Here is a 15,237-nt window from a genome sequence, read left to right as displayed (position 1 = left end):
GGCACACCGGTCAGGACGGCCGCCTCGGAACTACCCCCCCTGTTCCGGGGCGGCCGACCGTTTTCCTCTTCTGCCTCTGCGCGCTGCTCTTCGCGCTCATCACCTGGCAAGTGCTCGCCGACGGCCCCCTCCGCCACGCGGACGAGCGGCTCGGCCCCTGGATCACCGGAAGCCGCCTGCCGGACGGCGCCGCCGAACTCCTCGCCGATCTGGGCGGGGTCGCCGTCGCCGCGCCGTTCCTCGCCGTCGCCATCGCCTACGCGGGATGGCGCGGCCACCGGGCCGGTAGGTTCCGCTGGTGGCTGGCCCCGGTCACCGCCGCCGTGGCCTTGGCCGCGGTCCCGGTGCTCGTGATCCCGCTCAAGGAGCTCATCGGCCGCACGGGTCCCCCCGGCATGGACGGCACCGGCTACTACCCGTCGGGGCACACCGCCACCGCCATGGTCGCCTACGGCGGGGCCGCGCTGCTCCTGCTGCCGTACCTGCGCGGCACGTACGCACGGCGTGAACTGGTCATCGCCTGCGCCCTGTTGAACTTCGGGGTCGGGCTCGGCCTCGTGCGCCGCGGGTATCACTGGCCGCTGGATGTGGTGGCCAGTTGGTGTCTGTTCGGGATGGTGCTGCAGGTGGTGGTGCTGGTCGTGGCGCGGTACGGCCGCCGCCCCGACTCTCCGGACTCGACGGACGCGACGGACGCGGCGGACATGGCGGTAGGCCCGCAATCGGAAAGTCCCCCTCAGTGATAGCGACCTGCGCGTTCCCGGTTCGTCTCCCGCGCAGGCCACGGTTTCTCCACGCTGCGTCTGCTCAGGTCTGACCGTTTCACCGGCTGCGTGCTCCGAGCCGGGCCAGTGCGGCGGCGCTCGGCCTGTCCGGTTCAGCCTGGTACATGACCAACCGCAGAGCGGTTCCCGGCAGCAGCAGGGTTTGGCGGATCACCTCCAGGTCGCCCAGTTCGGGGTGGCGCACCACATTGCGCAGCGTGGGTACCGGTCGTTACGTCGTGATCGCGCCAGCCGGCCGCGAATTCCACGCTGTGGGCGGCGAGTTCGTTGATCAGCTCGCCGAGCATGCGGTCGGCGGGGTATCGGACGCCGGACGCCCGCAGCTGCGCGGCGAACTGCCGGGCGAACTCCCCTTCCACGCCCTGCGCCGCCCAGCGCCCACACCCGCACCCGCACCCGCACCCGCACCCGCTGGGCGAACGGATCCGTCGGCACGGCTGCCTGCTCACCGGACCGAGGGCACTGAGTCACGCGGACGCGGCGGCGACCATCGCCACCGGCGCTGGCCGACCGGGGCGGCACCGACGTACTGGGCCTGACCGGCCGCCCGCCGCGCACGTTCACCGCATTCGTCCACCAGCATGCGCGGGAGTGGGCGGTGGCTCAGCCGAAGTAGCCGTCGAAGTTCTTCGAGAACTCCCAGTTGTTGTACCGGTCCCAGTTGATCGACCAGGTCATCAGGCCGCGCAGGCCCGGCCAGGTGCCGTGCGTCGTGTACGAGCCGCAGTTGGCGTTCTTCGTCAGGCAGTCCAGGGCCTTGTCGACCTCGGTCGTGGGGACGTGGCCGTTGCCCGCGTTCGTGGAGGCGGGCATGCCGATGGCCACCTTCTGCGGAGGCAGCGCGGGGAAGACGTTGTTCGCGTCGCCCGCCACCGGGAAGCCGGTGAGCAGCATGTCGGTCATCGCGATGTGGAAGTCCGCGCCGCCCATCGAGTGGTACTGGTTGTCGAGGCCCATGATCGGTCCCGAGTTGTAGTCCTGTACGTGCAACAGCGTGAGGTCGTCGCGCAGGGCGTGGATCACCGGCAGGTAGGCGCCGGCGCGGGGGTCCTGGCCGCCCCACTTGCCGGTCCCGTAGAACTGGTAGCCGAGCTGCACGAAGAAGGTCTCGGGGGCCATCGTGAGCGTGAAGCCGCTGCCGTACTTGGACTTGAGGGTCTGGACGGCCGAGATGAGGTTCACGATCGACGGGGTCTTCGGGTTCTTGAAGTCCGTGTCGTCGGCGTTCAGCGACAGGGAGTGGCCCTCGAAGTCGATGTCCAGGCCGTCGAGTCCGTACTCGTCGATGATCGCGGAGACGGACCGTACGAAGGTGTCGCGGGCCTGCGTCGTCGTCAGCTGGACCTGGCCGTTCTGACCGCCGATGGAGATCAGGACCTTCTTGCCGGCCGCCTGCTTGGCCTGGACCGCGGCCTTGAACTCCTCCTTGGTCTCGACGCCGGGGCATTCGGACTGCGGACAGAGGCTGAAGCGGATGTCGCCGGAGGTGGCGGAGGTCGGTTCGCCGAAGGCGAGGTCGATGATGTCCCAGCTGTCGGGGACGTCCGCGAGCCGGGTGTACCCGGACCCGTTGGCGAAGCTGGTGTGCAGATAGCCGACGAGGGTGTGATCGGCGGCTGCCTGCCGCGCGGACCCCGTAGCGGGACCCGTCGAAGGGCCCGCCGATGCTTCGGTGGCGAGCGGGCCGGACGCTGCGAGCGCGCAGGCCGTGACCACGGCCACGGGAAAGCGCCTCAGGTAACGCGACAAGGAACGGTCCACAACTGCCTCCGGACATGGGGGATGGAGGGTGGATCGCTCAATTTGGTCCAGACCAATCGGCTTGTCAAGGCCCCGTCAAGAATCGGGTGAGTCTCACGAGTCTCCGTCCCGCGGAGGAGCCAGTTGCGCCGCCGCCTCGTGCATCGCGAGTTCCAGAAGTGCCGGATCCGTCAGCGTTCCCGACCCGTCGGGCGGGACGAGCCAGCGGACCCCGCCCGTGGAACGCCCCGGGTAGGGGACCACGATCCACGTGCCGCTCCCCGCGCCCCGTACGCCCGTGCCGATCCAGCGGGCCACCGTGCCCGCCGGGACGAAGAACCCCATGCGGGAGTCGCCGAAGTCCGCGAGCACCGGACCGGGACGGTCGACGCAGCGGGTCAGGACGTCGAGCGTGGGGTAGCCGAGATCGCCGGGAAGGATGAGTACGTCCCAGAGCCTGCCCGCGGGAAGGAGCGCGACCCCCAGGGGATTGCGCTCCCACTCCCAGCGACAGGCCTCCGGATCCGGTGCCACCAACACCAGCCATTCGACCGCGGACCTCGCTCCCGAACCCGAGCCAGCCATGGCGGGACCTCCCTCTCTCCTGTGTTGCGGCTGTGCCTGTCACAGGAGAGAGGGCGTTCGGTCCCGAGCGTTACGCGGGTTCCGGGAACTTGTTGACGAATCGTCGACAGGGGCCCGTTTCAGCCCCGGAGCAGGTCAGCTGTCGAAGCCGAGGCCCAGCTTGTCCATGGTCTTCAGCCACAGATTGCGCCTGCCGCCGTTCTCATCCGCGCGGGCCAGGGACCACTTGGTAAGTGCCACACCCGTCCACGCGAACGGCTCGGGCGGGAACGGCAGCGGCTTCGTGCGCACCATCTCCAGGGACGTGCGCTCGGTGCGCTCGCCGGAGAGCAGGTCCAGCATGACGTCGGCGCCGAAGCGCGTCGCCCCGACACCGAGCCCGGTGTAACCCGCCGCGTACGCGACGCGCCCCGCGTGGGCCGTACCGAAGAACGCCGAGAAGCGCGAGCACGTGTCGATCGCGCCGCCCCACGCGTGCGAGAAGCGGACACCCTCCAACTGCGGGAAACAGGTGAAGAAGTGGCCCGCGAGCTTCGCGTACGTTTCGGGACGGTCGTCGTGCTCGGCGCGCAGCTTGCCGCCGAAGGGGTAGATCGCGTCGTAACCGCCCCACAGGATGCGGTTGTCGGCGGAGAGCCGGAAGTAGTGGAACTGGTTGGCGCTGTCGCCGAGCCCCTGGCGGTTCTTCCAGCCGATGGACTCCAGCTGCTCCTCGGTCAGCGGCTCCGTCATGAGCGCGTAGTCGTAGACCGGGACGGTGTAGGAGCGGATGCGCTTGACCAGCGACGGGAAGATGTTCGTGGCGAGTGCGACCTGGCGGGCGCGGATGCGGCCGTACGGGGTTCTCACGGCCATCCCGGCGCCGGACGAGACGAGTTGGAGCGCGGGCGTGTGCTCGTAGACGCGTACGCCCTTCTCCAGGCAGGCGCGCTTGAGACCCCAGGCGAGCTTCGCCGGGTGGAGCATGGCGACGCCCTCGCGGTCCCAGAGGCCGCCGAGGAAGGTCGGCGAGTCGACGTGCGCGCGCAGGGCGTCCGCGTCGAGCAGCTCGGAGCCGCCCGCGAGGCCGTGCTCCGCCATCTCCTCGTACATCTCGTGCAGTTCGGCGAGCTGGTGCGGCTGCGTTGCCACGTCGATCTCGCCGGTGCGCTCGAAGTCGCAGTCGATGGAGTAGCGCCTGACGGCCGCCTCGATCTCGTCGAGGTTGCGGGCGCCGAGCTCCTCCAGCTTGCCGATCTCGTCGGGCCAGCGGGACAGGCCGTTCGAGATGCCGTGCGTGAGGGACGCGGCGCAGAAGCCGCCGTTGCGGCCGGAGGCGGCCCAGCCCGCCTCCCGGCCCTCGACCAGGACCACATCGCGGTCCGGGTTCCGTTCCTTGGCGATCAGCGCGGTCCACAGGCCGCTGTAGCCACCGCCGACCACGAGCAGATCGCACTGCTCGTCGGCGGTGAGGGCGGGCTCGGCGCGGGGTTTGCCCGGGTCGTCCAGCCAGTACGAGACCGGCTGGGCGTCGGAGAGAGACGTGGTCCAACGGGTCATGGCGCTCGGGGCCATGATTTCCACTCCTTCAGAAACGTAAAGGCGTTACTACGCCTGCTTGTTGCGGCGCTTTCCGACGATCATGCCGCCGAGCACCAGGAGAACGGCGACAAGGAACATCGCCGTACCGATCACATTGATCTGAACGGGCGTACCGCGCTGTGCCGATCCCCAGACGAACATGGGGAAGGTCACGGTGGAGCCCGCGTTGAAATTCGTGATGATGAAATCGTCGAAGGAGAGCGCGAAGGCGAGCAGTGCGCCCGCCGCGATGCCCGGCGCGGCGATCGGCAGCGTGACCCGGACGAAAGTCTGCACGGGGCCCGCGTAGAGGTCCTGCGCGGCCTGCTCAAGGCGCGGGTCCATGGACATCACGCGCGCCTTGACGGCCGTCACCACGAAGCTGAGGCAGAACATGATGTGGGCGATGAGAATCGTCCAGAAGCCGAGCTGCGCGCCCATGTTGAGGAAGAGCGTGAGCAGCGAGGCGGCCATGACGACCTCGGGCATCGCCATCGGCAGGAAGATCAGCGAGCTGACCGAGCCGCGCGCCCGGAAGCGGTAGCGGACCAGCGCGAAGGCGATCATCGTGCCGAGCACGGTCGCGCCGATCGTCGCCCAGGCCGCGATCTGCAGGCTCAGGCTGAGCGAGCCGCACATGTCGGCGACCCCGCAGGGGTCCTTCCAGGCGTCGAGCGAGAAGTCCTGCCAGGCGTAATTGAAGCGCCCCTTCGGCTTGTTGAAGGAGAACACCGTCACGACGACGTTGGGCAGCAGCAGATACGCGAGCGTGAGCAGACCCGCGATCACGACGAATTTGCCGCGGAGCCAGCGGAAGAAGGCAGCCATCAGACGAGATCCTCCGTCCCGGACTTACGGATGTAGACGGTGACCATGACGAGGATCGCCGCCATGAGGATGAAGGAAAGGGCCGCGGCCGTCGGGTAATCCAGAATGCGCAGGAACTGCGTCTGGATGACGTTGCCGACCATGCGGGTGTCGGTGGAGCCGAGCAGATCCGCGTTCACGTAGTCGCCCGCCGCCGGAATGAACGTGAGCAGCGTGCCGGAGACGACACCTGGCATGGAGAGCGGGAAGGTCACCTTGCGGAAGGTCGTGGACGGCTTCGCGTAGAGGTCCCCCGCCGCTTCGTGCAGCCGGCCGTCGATGCGCTCGAGGGACGTGTAGAGCGGCAGGATCATGAACGGCAGGAAGTTGTACGTGAGTCCGCAGATCACCGCGAGGGGTGTGGCGAGGAGCCGGTCGCCCTCCGTCCAGCCGAGCCAGCTGGTGACATCCAGGACGTGCAGCGAGTTCAGGGCGCCCACCAGGGGCCCGCCGTCCGCGAGGATCGTCTTCCACGCCAGCGTACGGATGAGGAAGCTGGTGAAGAACGGCGCGATGACCAGGACGAGGATGAGATTGCGCCAGCGGCCCGCCCGGAACGCGATCAGATACGCGAGCGGATAACCGAGCAGTAGACAAAGAATCGTGGCGGCGCCCGCGTACAGGACCGAGCGCAGGAACTGCGGGTAGTAGTCGCTCAGCGCGTCCCAGTAGGTGGCGAAGTGCCAGGTGACCTTGAAGCCGTCTTCCAGAGAGCCCGTCTGGACGGACGTCGATGCCTGGTAGACCAGCGGCAGCGCGAAGAAGACGACGAGCCACAGGATGCCGGGGAGCAGCAGCCAGTAGGGGACGAGACGGCCGCGCTTGCGGACCTTGCGCGGCGGTGCGTCCGGATCTTTCGTCGGCGGCGCGTCGGTGAGGGTGGTGGTCATGCGGAGGCGTCCTCCTCGACCTTCTCGACGCCCGCTTCGATGTCCTGGGCGGCGTCCAGGCCGAAGGTGTGCGCGGGGTTCCAGTGCAGGACGACGTCGACGCCGGGGACCAGGCGGGTGTCGCGCTCGATGTTCTGGGCGTAGACCTCGAACTCGTCGCAGATCGGGCTGTTGACGACGTACTGCGTCGACACCCCGATGAAGCTGCTGTCGGCGATGCGGCCCGTGATGCGGTTGCGGCCCTCGGGGATCTGCCCCGCGTCGTCGGCGTGCGTGAGGGAGATCTTCTCGGGGCGTACGCCGAGGATGACCTTGCCGCCGGTGGTGGTGGGCGCCGTACATCGCGCGGCGGGCAGGGTGAGCTTGCCGTCGCCCGCCTTGAGGGTGAGGTCGTCGCCGCTGCGGCCCGCGATCTCGGCCTCGATGAAGTTCGACGTGCCGAGGAAGTTGGCGACGAAGGTGGTGCGGGGGTTCTCGTAGAGGTCGGCGGGGGCGCCGAGCTGCTCGACCTGGCCCGCGTTCATCACGGCGACCTGGTCGGCCATCGTCATGGCCTCCTCCTGGTCGTGCGTGACGTGGATGAAGGTGATGCCCACCTCGGTCTGGATGCGCTTGAGTTCGAGCTGCATCTGGCGGCGCAGCTTGAGGTCGAGGGCGCCGAGCGGCTCGTCGAGGAGCAGCACCTTGGGGTGGTTGATCAGGGCGCGGGCGACGGCGACGCGCTGCTGCTGGCCGCCGGAGAGCTGGTGCGGCTTCTTGCGGGCCTGCTCGCCGAGCTGGACGAGGTCGAGCATGTCGCCGACCTTGCCCTTCACGGACTTGATGCCGCGGCGGCGCAGGCCGAAGGCGACGTTCTCGAAGATGTCGAGGTGCGGGAAGAGCGCGTACGACTGGAAGACCGTGTTGACGGGCCGCTTGTACGGCGGCAGCGCCGTGACGTCCTGCTCGCCCAGGTGGACGGTGCCCGTGCTGGGCTCCTCAAGTCCCGCGATCATGCGGAGCGTGGTGGTCTTGCCACAGCCGGACGCGCCGAGCAGCGCGAAGAAGGAGCCCTGCGGCACGGTGAGGTCGAGCGGGCGGACGGCCTTGAAGGAGCCGTACGTCTTGCTGATCCCGGTGAGGCGGACGTCGCCGCCGTGTTCTGTAGCAGTCGTCATGGTGCGTCCAGGGGGTCGAGGGGAGACAGGGGGACTACGAAGGGGCGTGGGAGCGCCGCCTAGGAACCGGTCAGCTTGGCGAACTTCTCCTCGTACGCCGTCTCTTCCTTCGGCGTCAGCGAGCGGAACCCGCGGGACTTCGCGGCCATCTCCTTGTCCGGGAGGATCAGCGGGTTGTCCGCGGCGTCCTTGTCGAGCTTCGCGAGCTCGGGGCGCACACCGTCCACGGGGCACACGTAGTTGATGTACGCGGCGAGGCGCGCGGCGGGCTCGGGCTCGTAGTAGTAGTCGATGAGCCGTTCGGCGTTGCGCTTGTGGCGTGCCTTGTTCGGGACGAGCAGGTTGTCCGTGGACGTGATGTAGCCCTGGTCCGGGATGTGGAAGGCGATGTCGGGGTTGTCGGCCTGGAGCTGGACGATGTCGCCCGCCCAGCCGAGGCATGCCGCGATGTCGCCCTTGGAGAGGTCCGCCGTGTAGTCGTTGCCCGTGAAGCGGCGGATCTGCTTCTTGTCGACGGCCTTCTGGAGGCGGGCGATGGCCGCGTCGAAGTCGTCGTCGGTGAACTTCGAGGGGTCCTTGCCCATGTCGATGAGCGTCATGCCGACGGTGTCGCGCATCTCGGAGAGGAACCCGACGCGCCCCTTGAGCTTGGGGTTGTCCAGGAGCTGCGAGACCGAGGTGATGTCCTCGCCGTCGGTCGCCTTCTTGTTGTACGCGATGACGGTGGAGATGCCGGTCCAGGGATACGAGTAGGCCCGCCCCGGGTCCCAGTCCGGGTTGCGGAACTGGGCGGCCAGGTTGGTGTACGCGTGCGGCAGGTTGGCCGGGTCCAGTTTCTGGACCCAGCCGAAACGGATGAGCCTGGCCGCGAGCCAGTCCGTGACGCAGATGAGGTCGCGTCCGGTGTCCTGGCCCGCCGCGAGCTGCGGCTTGAGCTTCCCGAAGAACTCGACGTTGTCGTTGATGTCCTCGGTGTACTTGACCGTGATCCCGGTGCGCTTGGTGAAGGCGTCCAGGGTGGGGCGACGTTCGTCGTCGTCGACGTCCATGTACTCGGTCCAGTTGGAGAAGGTGATCCGCTTCTCCTTGTCCGAGTGGTCGTCGGACGACACGTCGCCCTGACCCTTGCTCGCTGCCGGGATCCCGCAGGCGCTGAGGGCGCCGAGACCGCCGACGGCGAACGCCCCACTCGTGCCGGCTCGCAGCAGAGAGCGGCGGGTGAGGGAGGCCCTGCCGTTCCTGAGGCTGCGGTGCATGGCGGCCAGTTGGGCCGGGGACTGGGGGTCGGGCTCGTACTGCTCCATGCGCTTGGTTGCCCTTTCGGGAGGATGGGCGGCCACTGGTCGGGCGGCCTTCCAGCTGTCGGCTATCGGTCCCCGAAGACGGTGCGGTGCCAGTCCTTGCGGACGACCGCGGTGTTGTCGAACATGACGTGCTTGATCTGGGTGTACTCGTCGAAGGAGTAGGCGGACATGTCCTTTCCGTAGCCGGATGCCTTGTATCCGCCGTGCGGCATCTCGCTGAGGATCGGGATGTGGTCGTTGACCCACACGCAGCCCGCCTTGATCTCACGCGTTGCGCGGTTCGCGCGGAACACGTCGCGGCTCCAGGCGGAGGCGGCGAGTCCGTAGGGGGTGTCGTTGGCGAGCCTGATCCCTTCGTCGTCGGAGTCGAACGGCAGCACCACGAGAACGGGCCCGAAGATCTCGGCCTGCACGATCTCGCTGTCCTGGGCGGCGTCGGCGATCAGGGTGGGCTTGTAGAACGCCCCGGGGTGTGCGAGGGCCTCACCGCCGGTGACCACGCGCGCGTAGGTGCGTGCCCGGTCGACGAAACCGGCGACGCGGTCGCGGTGGACGTGCGAGATGAGCGGCCCGAGGTCGGTGTCGTCGGCGAAGGGATCACCGAGTCGCACGCTTTCCATGAGCTCGGCGACGCCCTCCACGAAGGCGTCGTACAGCGGCCGCTGCACGTACGCGCGCGTGGCGGCCGTGCAGTCCTGCCCGGTGTTGATGAGCGCGCCGGCGACCGCGCCGTGCACGGCTGCTTCCAGGTCGGCGTCGTCGAAGACGACGAAGGGCGCCTTGCCGCCGAGCTCAAGGTGCAGGCGCTTCACGGTGGAGGTGGCGATCTCGGCGACGCGCTTGCCGACGCCGGTGGACCCGGTGAAGGAGGTCATGGCGACGTCGGGATGCCCGACGAGCCGCTCTCCGGCATCCCGCCCGGCCCCGCTGATGATGTTGACGACACCGTCCGGGATGCCCGCATCGGTGGCCGCCTGCGCGAACAGGAGCGAGGTGAAGGGGGTGAGCTCGGCGGGCTTGAGGACGATCGTGTTGCCCGCGGCGATGGCGGGAAGCACCTTCCACGCGGCCATCTGGAGGGGGTAGTTCCAGGGGGCGATGGAGCCGACGACGCCGATGGGCTCACGCCGTACGTAAGAGGTGTGGTCGCCGCTGTACTCCCCGGCCGACTGGCCCTGGAGGTGGCGGGCGGCTCCCGCGAAGAAGGCGACGTTGTCGATGCTGCCCGGTACGTCGAACTCCCGGCTGAGCTTGATGGGCTTGCCGCACTGGAGCGACTCGGCCTGCGCGAACTCCTCGGCGCGCTCGGCCAGTACGCCGGCGAAGCGGTGCATGGCGTCGGAACGCTCGCCGGGGGTCGCGCCCGCCCACTCGGGGAAGGCCTGCGCGGCGGCGGCGACAGCGGCGTCGACGTCCTGCTCGCCCGCGAGTTGATAGCGGTGGACCTCGTCGCCGGTGGCCGGGTCGACGACGGCGTGAGAGCGCCCTGAGGTGCCCTCGGTCAATCGTCCCGCGATGTACTGCGCGCCTTCCGCGAAGTGGTCCTGCGCCTGGAAGTTGTGCATGACGCTCTCCTCCGCCGTCGTCCCCGTCCCAGGGGGTCGGCGTAGCTCCAGATCGATTTGAGTGCCGATCCTGGCAGAGCGGTGGTACTCCAACAAGTGATTCCGTTGTTGCCTTTTGGTTACGCGACGGAATCTGTCGACCAGGTGTCGAGTCCTCCTGGAAAACCCAGGACGAAGTGTCAGTGGTGCGTGCCAGACTCGCGTGCATGGAGAAGATCGACTCGGTGAACACGCTGGTCGCGGCGGTCCGGGCGGGCGAGCGCGTGAAGTACCTGCACTTCTGGGGCCACCGGCCCCGGCGGGACGGGACGCTCGGTTCGAGCTGCCTGAGTCAGTGGTGGCTGTCGCCCTTCACCGTGGCCGGTGTGGAGTACGGGACGGCTGAGCACTGGATGATGGCCGCCAAGGCCCGCCTCTTCTCCGACGCGGAGGCGGAGGCCGCGGTCCTCGCCGCACGTACGCCCGCGGAGGCGAAGAACGCGGGGCGCCTGGTGCGGGGCTTCGACGAGGCGATATGGGAGCGCGAGCGCTTCGGGATCGTGGTCGAGGGCAGCGTCCACAAGTTCGCGTCGACCGAAGCACTGCGCTCGTTCCTGGCCGGCACGGGGTCGCGGGTCCTGGTCGAGGCGAGCCCGATGGACCGCATCTGGGGGATCGGCCTGGCGGCCGACGACGAGCGCGCGCAGGATCCGGAGAAGTGGCTCGGGCCGAACCTGCTGGGCTTCGCGCTGATGGAGGCCAGGGAAAGGCTCCGCTAGTTGCGGGCTTTGCGGGCCTCCACGCCACCTTGAGCGGCGCCACGCGTGTGCACGTCGCTCACCCCCGGCACCGCCGGGCCATCAGGTGGGTGGGCGGGGAACATCCGCCGCGAAGCGGCGGCTCAGGACTCCGGAGGAAGGCGCCCCCTCCCGGCGAAAGCAGCTCAGTGGCCCGCGGCCACGGAGGCCGAATAGCTGCCGCCCTCCGAAGCCGACCCGTCCTCCTCGAACACGTCGTCCGGCACCACGATCAGCACCACCAGCAGGGCCACGCCCAGGACGATGCCCGCGATCCCGCAGATGATCCCGGCCAGCGCCTGGCCGGGGTTCGTCGCCTCCCCGCGCCGCGCCCTGCTGCGCCCGATCGCCCCGAAGATGACCGCCAGGATGCCGAGCACGATCGCCACGGGCCACAGACAGAAGACGACGGCCGCGATGATCCCGAGGACCAGCGCGGTCACGCCCATTCCGTTGGCGGGGGCCATCGGCATCGCGGGCCAGCCGTATCCGGGCGGGCCCTGCCCCTGGTAGCCCGGGTAGCCGGGATATCCGGGATGACCCTGGTGCCCGGGGTGCCCCTGGGGCCCGGCATGCCCCTGGTACCCGGGGTGCCCCTGCGGCCCGGGGTATCCGTACGGCACCTGCCCAGGCCCTTCGGGCCCGATCGGAGGCGGCGGCACCGGCTCCCCCGAAGCAGCCGCACCCGACGGCGGCGGCGACTGAGGCGCCGCCCACGGGTCCCGCTTCTCCAACGGGACGGGCGCCCCCTGCGGGCCTTGCGAGCCGTACGGTCCCTGCGAAACCTGCGAGCCGTACGGACCCGGCGCCCCATGCGGGGCCGCGTCCTCGGGCGCCGCCCAGGGGTCCCGCTTCTCCGACGGAGCAGACGCCCCCGACGCGCCCTGGGCCCCTTGCGGTCCCTGGGCCCCGTGCCAGCCCTGCGGGCCGTGCGGTCCCTGCACCCCGCTCGCTCCCTGCGCCCCCTGCGCTCCCTGCGACCCCCGCGGAGCCACGTCCTCAGGTGGTGGCGCCCACGGGTCCCGTTCGGGATGGGCGTCCGGTGCGGGCCCCTCGGACTGGGACATGGCGGGTCACCTCTTTTCTACGTTCCGTCATGCTACGGCCCCCGCCCTCGGCCGAGGGCCCGCAGCCTACGATGATTCCGACCCACCCGATCAGCCGATCAATTCCGTTCCTGGGGAGGAAACCGTGACCGACCACCGCACCGCAGAGCAGCCACGCGACCCGCATGCCTTCATCGCAGGACTGCCCAAGGCAGAACTGCACGTGCACCACGTCGGCTCGGCGTCTCCCCGCATCGTCTCGGCCCTCTCCGCCCGCCACCCCGACTCCAAGGTGCCCACGGACGTCGAGGCCCTCGTGGACTTCTTCCAGTTCACGGACTTCGCCCACTTCATCCAGGTGTATCTGTCGGTCGTCGACCTGGTCCGCACTCCGGACGACGTACGCCTACTCACGTACGAGATCGCCCGCGACATGGCCCGGCAGAACATCCGCTACGCCGAGCTGACGGTCACCCCCTACAGCTCCGTGCGCCGCGGCATCGACGACCGCGCCTTCATGGACGCCATCGAGGACGCCCGCAAGTCCGCCGAGGCAGACCTCGGTGTCGTACTGCGCTGGTGCTTCGACATCCCCGGCGAGGCGGGGCTCGAATCCGCCGAGGAGACGGCCCGGCTCGCGACCACCGACAAGCTGCGCCCCGAAGGCCTGGTCTCCTTCGGGCTCGGCGGCCCGGAGATCGGCGTACCGCGGCCGCAGTTCAAGCCGTACTTCGACCGCGCGATCGCGGCGGGCCTGCACTCCGTCCCGCACGCGGGCGAGACCACCGGGCCCGGCACCATCTGGGACGCCCTCACCGACCTGCGCGCCGAGCGCATCGGCCACGGCACGAGCGCCGCCCAGGACCCGGAGCTCCTCGCCCATCTCGCAGAGCACCGCATCCCGCTCGAGGTCTGCCCGACGTCGAACATCGCGACGCGCGCCGTCGCCACCCTCGACGAGCACCCGATCAAGCAGTTCGTCGCCGCCGGGGTCCCGGTCACCATCAACTCCGACGACCCGCCCATGTTCGGCACCGACCTCAACAACGAGTACGCGGTCGCGGCCCGTCTCCTCGACCTCGACGAGCGGGGCATCGCGGCCCTGGCGAAGAACGGCGTCGAGGCGTCGTTCCTCGACCCGGCGGGCAAGGCGAAGATCGTCGCGGAGATCGACACGTACACGCGGACCTGGCTCGCCCCCTAGCGCGGCACCACAATGGGCTCATGCGCACCGTGACAGCCGTGGCCCACCGAGGCGATCCCTACCGCGTCCGCGAGAACACCCTCCCGTCCCTGCGCTCCGCGCTCGACCGGGGCGCGGACGCGGTGGAGATCGACGTCCGGCTCAGCCGTGACGGCGTCCCCGTCCTGCTGCACGACGCGACTCTCAAACGTCTGTGGGAACTCGACCGCCCCTTGGCCGCGCTCTCCGCGGACGAGGTACGCGGCCTCACCGACGGCGGCGTACCCACGCTCGAAGAGGCCATCGCGGCGACCGGAGGACACCGCCTCATGGTGGATCTGCCGGGCGCCACACCGGAGTCCGTACGCGCGGTCGTCGGCGCCATCGCCGACTGCGGGGCTTCGGAGCGGGCGTACTACTGCGCCGGCGCCCGGACCATGCTCACGGTGCGCGCGGCGGACCCCGCCGCCGAGATCGCCCTGACCTGGACGACCCTGGCCCCGCCGCGCCACGCCGTGCTCGAGGCGATCAGGCCCCGCTGGCTCAACTACCGCTTCTCGCTGCTCCGGCGCGAACTGGTCGCGCAGGTACAGCGCCAAGGACTGCTCGTCTCGGCCTGGACCCCGGACACCAAGCGCTCGATGCGCCGCCTCATCGACATCGGCGTCGACTCGATCACGACCAACCGCGTAGACACACTGCACTCCCTCAGGGCGGAGGCCGACGGCGCACTCTCGTAGCCGGGCGCCCCCTCAACTAGCTTGTGGTGCATGGGGAACAGCGACGACGACAAGCGGGAAGAGCCGCTCTTCGTGTACGAACGCGACGAACGGGGCTACCGCGGCCACCGCTTCAATCCGCGGCATCCCGTCGGCCGCATGCTGACCATCGCGCTCCTGGTCGGCATCGTGCTGGTCATCCTGCTGATGGCGAAGTGACGGACCCGGCCCGAGGGGCACCCGCGGCATGGGCGAACGGTGGCGCGATGGCCTGCGCGTCCCCCTCCTCGCCCACCCAGAGCCCGATGAACAGCGCCGCTGTCGCCTCCACCAGACCGGCCCGCTCCAGGCCACCCGCGGCAAACAGCACACACCCGACGTCCTTCACCCGTTGCCGTACGACATCGAGCGCGCCCTCGTCGTCCCCACACACCGGGACCGCGAGCGGCCGGCCGTCGAAGACCGGTGGGTCCATCCGCCACACGTCCTCGTGGCAGAGGTTGAACGCCTTGACGACATGCGCTCCGGGAGCCGCGTCGGCAAGCCGCCGTGCGGCCGACGGCCCGCCCCGCCGCACCCATCCGCACGGCGAGCTCCGCCGCCCGGCCCCCGCCGCGCCCCCCGATCAGCACCTCGTGCCCCGCGCGCGCCCAGTGCGTGCCGAGCGCGCCCGCCATGCCGCCCGTACCGATGCCGCCTATACGCATGTGTGTCTCCTTCTCGTCCCATGCCCCGGCCACCGGGGTACGGGAGGACAGTAGGAAAGCGCTCGGGCACCATTCGGTACGTGCCGAACGACGACCTGCTCGCCGACAGCTGGAACGCGGTGGCGCTCTGGGCCCTGCGGCACGGCCCGCGCCGCCCGGGTGAATGCGCGGCCAGATCGACGGCATCAGCCCCGCCTCGCGTCGAGTACGAACTCACCGACCTGGGACGTACGTTGCTCGCCCCGATCGAAGCCTTCGGGGCGTGGGCGTTCGACCACGGCGACGAGGTGATGGCCGCACAGGAGCACGCCGACCGCGCGGCCGCCGACGCCCCCTAGGGGGAAACCCGTCAA

15 protein-coding genes and 3 pseudogenes are annotated in these 15,237 nt (G+C 69.7%); 6 read left to right on the top strand and 12 right to left on the bottom strand.

The features are described 5' to 3' along the window. Positions 1-110: 110 nt before the first annotated feature. Entirely contained in the window at positions 111-743 is a 633-nt protein-coding gene (locus tag ACZ5WE_RS27570) for a phosphatase PAP2 family protein (protein WP_467692847.1), read from the top strand. Positions 744-822: 79 nt separating this feature from the next. On the opposite strand, the gene ACZ5WE_RS27565 is transcribed toward ACZ5WE_RS27570, so the two are convergent. From ACZ5WE_RS27565 to ACZ5WE_RS27520, 10 genes and pseudogenes are all read right to left on the bottom strand, one after another. After that, positions 823-972 carry an MmyB family transcriptional regulator gene (locus ACZ5WE_RS27565; RefSeq protein ID WP_467692848.1) on the bottom strand — a complete coding sequence of 50 codons (150 nt, stop codon included), beginning with the start codon at positions 970-972 and terminating at the stop codon, positions 823-825. A 67-nt stretch (positions 973-1,039) separates the two neighbouring features. Continuing rightward, positions 1,040-1,144: pseudogene (locus tag ACZ5WE_RS27560) on the bottom strand (transcriptional regulator); the annotation flags it as partial. A 244-nt stretch (positions 1,145-1,388) separates the two neighbouring features. Beyond that, positions 1,389-2,393 (bottom strand): annotated as a pseudogene (locus ACZ5WE_RS27555) (chitinase); the annotation flags it as partial. Between the two features lie 246 nt (positions 2,394-2,639). Then, positions 2,640-3,110, bottom strand: a complete 471-nt coding sequence (locus ACZ5WE_RS27550) for a hypothetical protein (protein WP_467692850.1) — start codon at positions 3,108-3,110, stop codon at positions 2,640-2,642. Positions 3,111-3,245: 135 nt separating this feature from the next. Then, positions 3,246-4,664 carry an NAD(P)/FAD-dependent oxidoreductase gene (locus ACZ5WE_RS27545; RefSeq protein ID WP_467692852.1) on the bottom strand — a complete coding sequence of 473 codons (1,419 nt, stop codon included), beginning with the start codon at positions 4,662-4,664 and terminating at the stop codon, positions 3,246-3,248. Between the two features lie 33 nt (positions 4,665-4,697). Beyond that, complete coding sequence (locus ACZ5WE_RS27540; protein WP_467692854.1) at positions 4,698-5,498, bottom strand: ABC transporter permease; 801 nt, start codon at positions 5,496-5,498, stop codon at positions 4,698-4,700. Then, entirely contained in the window at positions 5,498-6,427 is a 930-nt protein-coding gene (locus ACZ5WE_RS27535) for an ABC transporter permease (RefSeq protein ID WP_467692856.1), read from the bottom strand. Before ACZ5WE_RS27535 ends, ACZ5WE_RS27540 begins: the two co-directional genes overlap by 1 nt. Continuing rightward, positions 6,424-7,584, bottom strand: a complete 1,161-nt coding sequence (locus ACZ5WE_RS27530; protein WP_467692857.1) for an ABC transporter ATP-binding protein — start codon at positions 7,582-7,584, stop codon at positions 6,424-6,426. The genes ACZ5WE_RS27535 and ACZ5WE_RS27530 overlap by 4 nt, the downstream gene beginning before the upstream one ends. A gap of 59 nt (positions 7,585-7,643) precedes the next feature. After that, complete coding sequence (locus ACZ5WE_RS27525; protein WP_467692859.1) at positions 7,644-8,888, bottom strand: ABC transporter substrate-binding protein; 1,245 nt, start codon at positions 8,886-8,888, stop codon at positions 7,644-7,646. A 62-nt stretch (positions 8,889-8,950) separates the two neighbouring features. Next, entirely contained in the window at positions 8,951-10,453 is a 1,503-nt protein-coding gene (locus tag ACZ5WE_RS27520) for a gamma-aminobutyraldehyde dehydrogenase (RefSeq protein ID WP_467692861.1), read from the bottom strand. A gap of 176 nt (positions 10,454-10,629) precedes the next feature. On the opposite strand from ACZ5WE_RS27520, the gene ACZ5WE_RS27515 reads away from it, so the two are divergent. Then, positions 10,630-11,211: an NADAR family protein gene (locus ACZ5WE_RS27515; protein WP_467692863.1), complete on the top strand. Its 582-nt coding sequence runs from the start codon at positions 10,630-10,632 to the stop codon at positions 11,209-11,211. Positions 11,212-11,375: 164 nt separating this feature from the next. On the opposite strand, the gene ACZ5WE_RS27510 is transcribed toward ACZ5WE_RS27515, so the two are convergent. Beyond that, positions 11,376-12,296, bottom strand: coding sequence for a DUF4190 domain-containing protein (locus tag ACZ5WE_RS27510; protein WP_467692865.1), 921 nt, complete (start codon positions 12,294-12,296; stop codon positions 11,376-11,378). A 124-nt stretch (positions 12,297-12,420) separates the two neighbouring features. On the opposite strand from ACZ5WE_RS27510, the gene ACZ5WE_RS27505 reads away from it, so the two are divergent. The 3 genes from ACZ5WE_RS27505 to ACZ5WE_RS27495 are packed head-to-tail and all read left to right on the top strand — an operon-like array spanning position 12,421 to position 14,396. Further along, on the top strand, positions 12,421-13,479 hold the full coding sequence (locus ACZ5WE_RS27505) for an adenosine deaminase (RefSeq protein WP_467692866.1): 1,059 nt from the start codon (positions 12,421-12,423) through the stop codon (positions 13,477-13,479). A gap of 20 nt (positions 13,480-13,499) precedes the next feature. Further along, complete coding sequence (locus ACZ5WE_RS27500) at positions 13,500-14,198, top strand: glycerophosphodiester phosphodiesterase (protein ID WP_467692868.1); 699 nt, start codon at positions 13,500-13,502, stop codon at positions 14,196-14,198. Positions 14,199-14,228: 30 nt separating this feature from the next. Beyond that, a complete protein-coding gene (locus ACZ5WE_RS27495; protein WP_344522440.1) occupies positions 14,229-14,396 on the top strand; it encodes a hypothetical protein in 168 nt (55 codons plus the stop codon). Here ACZ5WE_RS27495 and ACZ5WE_RS27490 read toward each other — a convergent pair. Further along, positions 14,374-14,884, bottom strand: a pseudogene (locus tag ACZ5WE_RS27490) (NAD(P)-binding domain-containing protein). The gene ACZ5WE_RS27495 and the pseudogene ACZ5WE_RS27490 overlap by 23 nt on opposite strands. Before the next feature lie 71 nt (positions 14,885-14,955). Between ACZ5WE_RS27490 and ACZ5WE_RS27485 the strand changes: the two are divergent. Continuing rightward, complete coding sequence (locus ACZ5WE_RS27485; protein WP_467693215.1) at positions 14,956-15,222, top strand: winged helix-turn-helix transcriptional regulator; 267 nt, start codon at positions 14,956-14,958, stop codon at positions 15,220-15,222. Positions 15,223-15,237 lie beyond the last annotated feature (15 nt).

This window comes from Streptomyces sp. NPDC033180 (assembly GCF_055577645.1).
This window is presented reverse-complemented; position numbering and strand designations above follow the sequence as displayed.

Bases quoted from the DNA above. Each gene is read 5' to 3' on its own strand.
- ACZ5WE_RS27550 (WP_467692850.1), bottom strand. From the start codon at position 3,110: ATGGCTGGCTCGGGTTCGGGAGCGAGGTCCGCGGTCGAATGGCTGGTG.
- ACZ5WE_RS27545 (WP_467692852.1), bottom strand. From the start codon at position 4,664: ATGGCCCCGAGCGCCATGACCCGTTGGACCACGTCTCTCTCCGACGCC.
- ACZ5WE_RS27540 (WP_467692854.1), bottom strand. From the start codon at position 5,498: ATGGCTGCCTTCTTCCGCTGGCTCCGCGGCAAATTCGTCGTGATCGCG.
- ACZ5WE_RS27535 (WP_467692856.1), bottom strand. From the start codon at position 6,427: ATGACCACCACCCTCACCGACGCGCCGCCGACGAAAGATCCGGACGCA.
- ACZ5WE_RS27530 (WP_467692857.1), bottom strand. From the start codon at position 7,584: ATGACGACTGCTACAGAACACGGCGGCGACGTCCGCCTCACCGGGATC.
- ACZ5WE_RS27525 (WP_467692859.1), bottom strand. From the start codon at position 8,888: ATGGAGCAGTACGAGCCCGACCCCCAGTCCCCGGCCCAACTGGCCGCC.
- ACZ5WE_RS27520 (WP_467692861.1), bottom strand. From the start codon at position 10,453: ATGCACAACTTCCAGGCGCAGGACCACTTCGCGGAAGGCGCGCAGTAC.
- ACZ5WE_RS27510 (WP_467692865.1), bottom strand. From the start codon at position 12,296: ATGTCCCAGTCCGAGGGGCCCGCACCGGACGCCCATCCCGAACGGGAC.
- ACZ5WE_RS27500 (WP_467692868.1), top strand. From the start codon at position 13,500: ATGCGCACCGTGACAGCCGTGGCCCACCGAGGCGATCCCTACCGCGTC.
- ACZ5WE_RS27495 (WP_344522440.1), top strand. From the start codon at position 14,229: ATGGGGAACAGCGACGACGACAAGCGGGAAGAGCCGCTCTTCGTGTAC.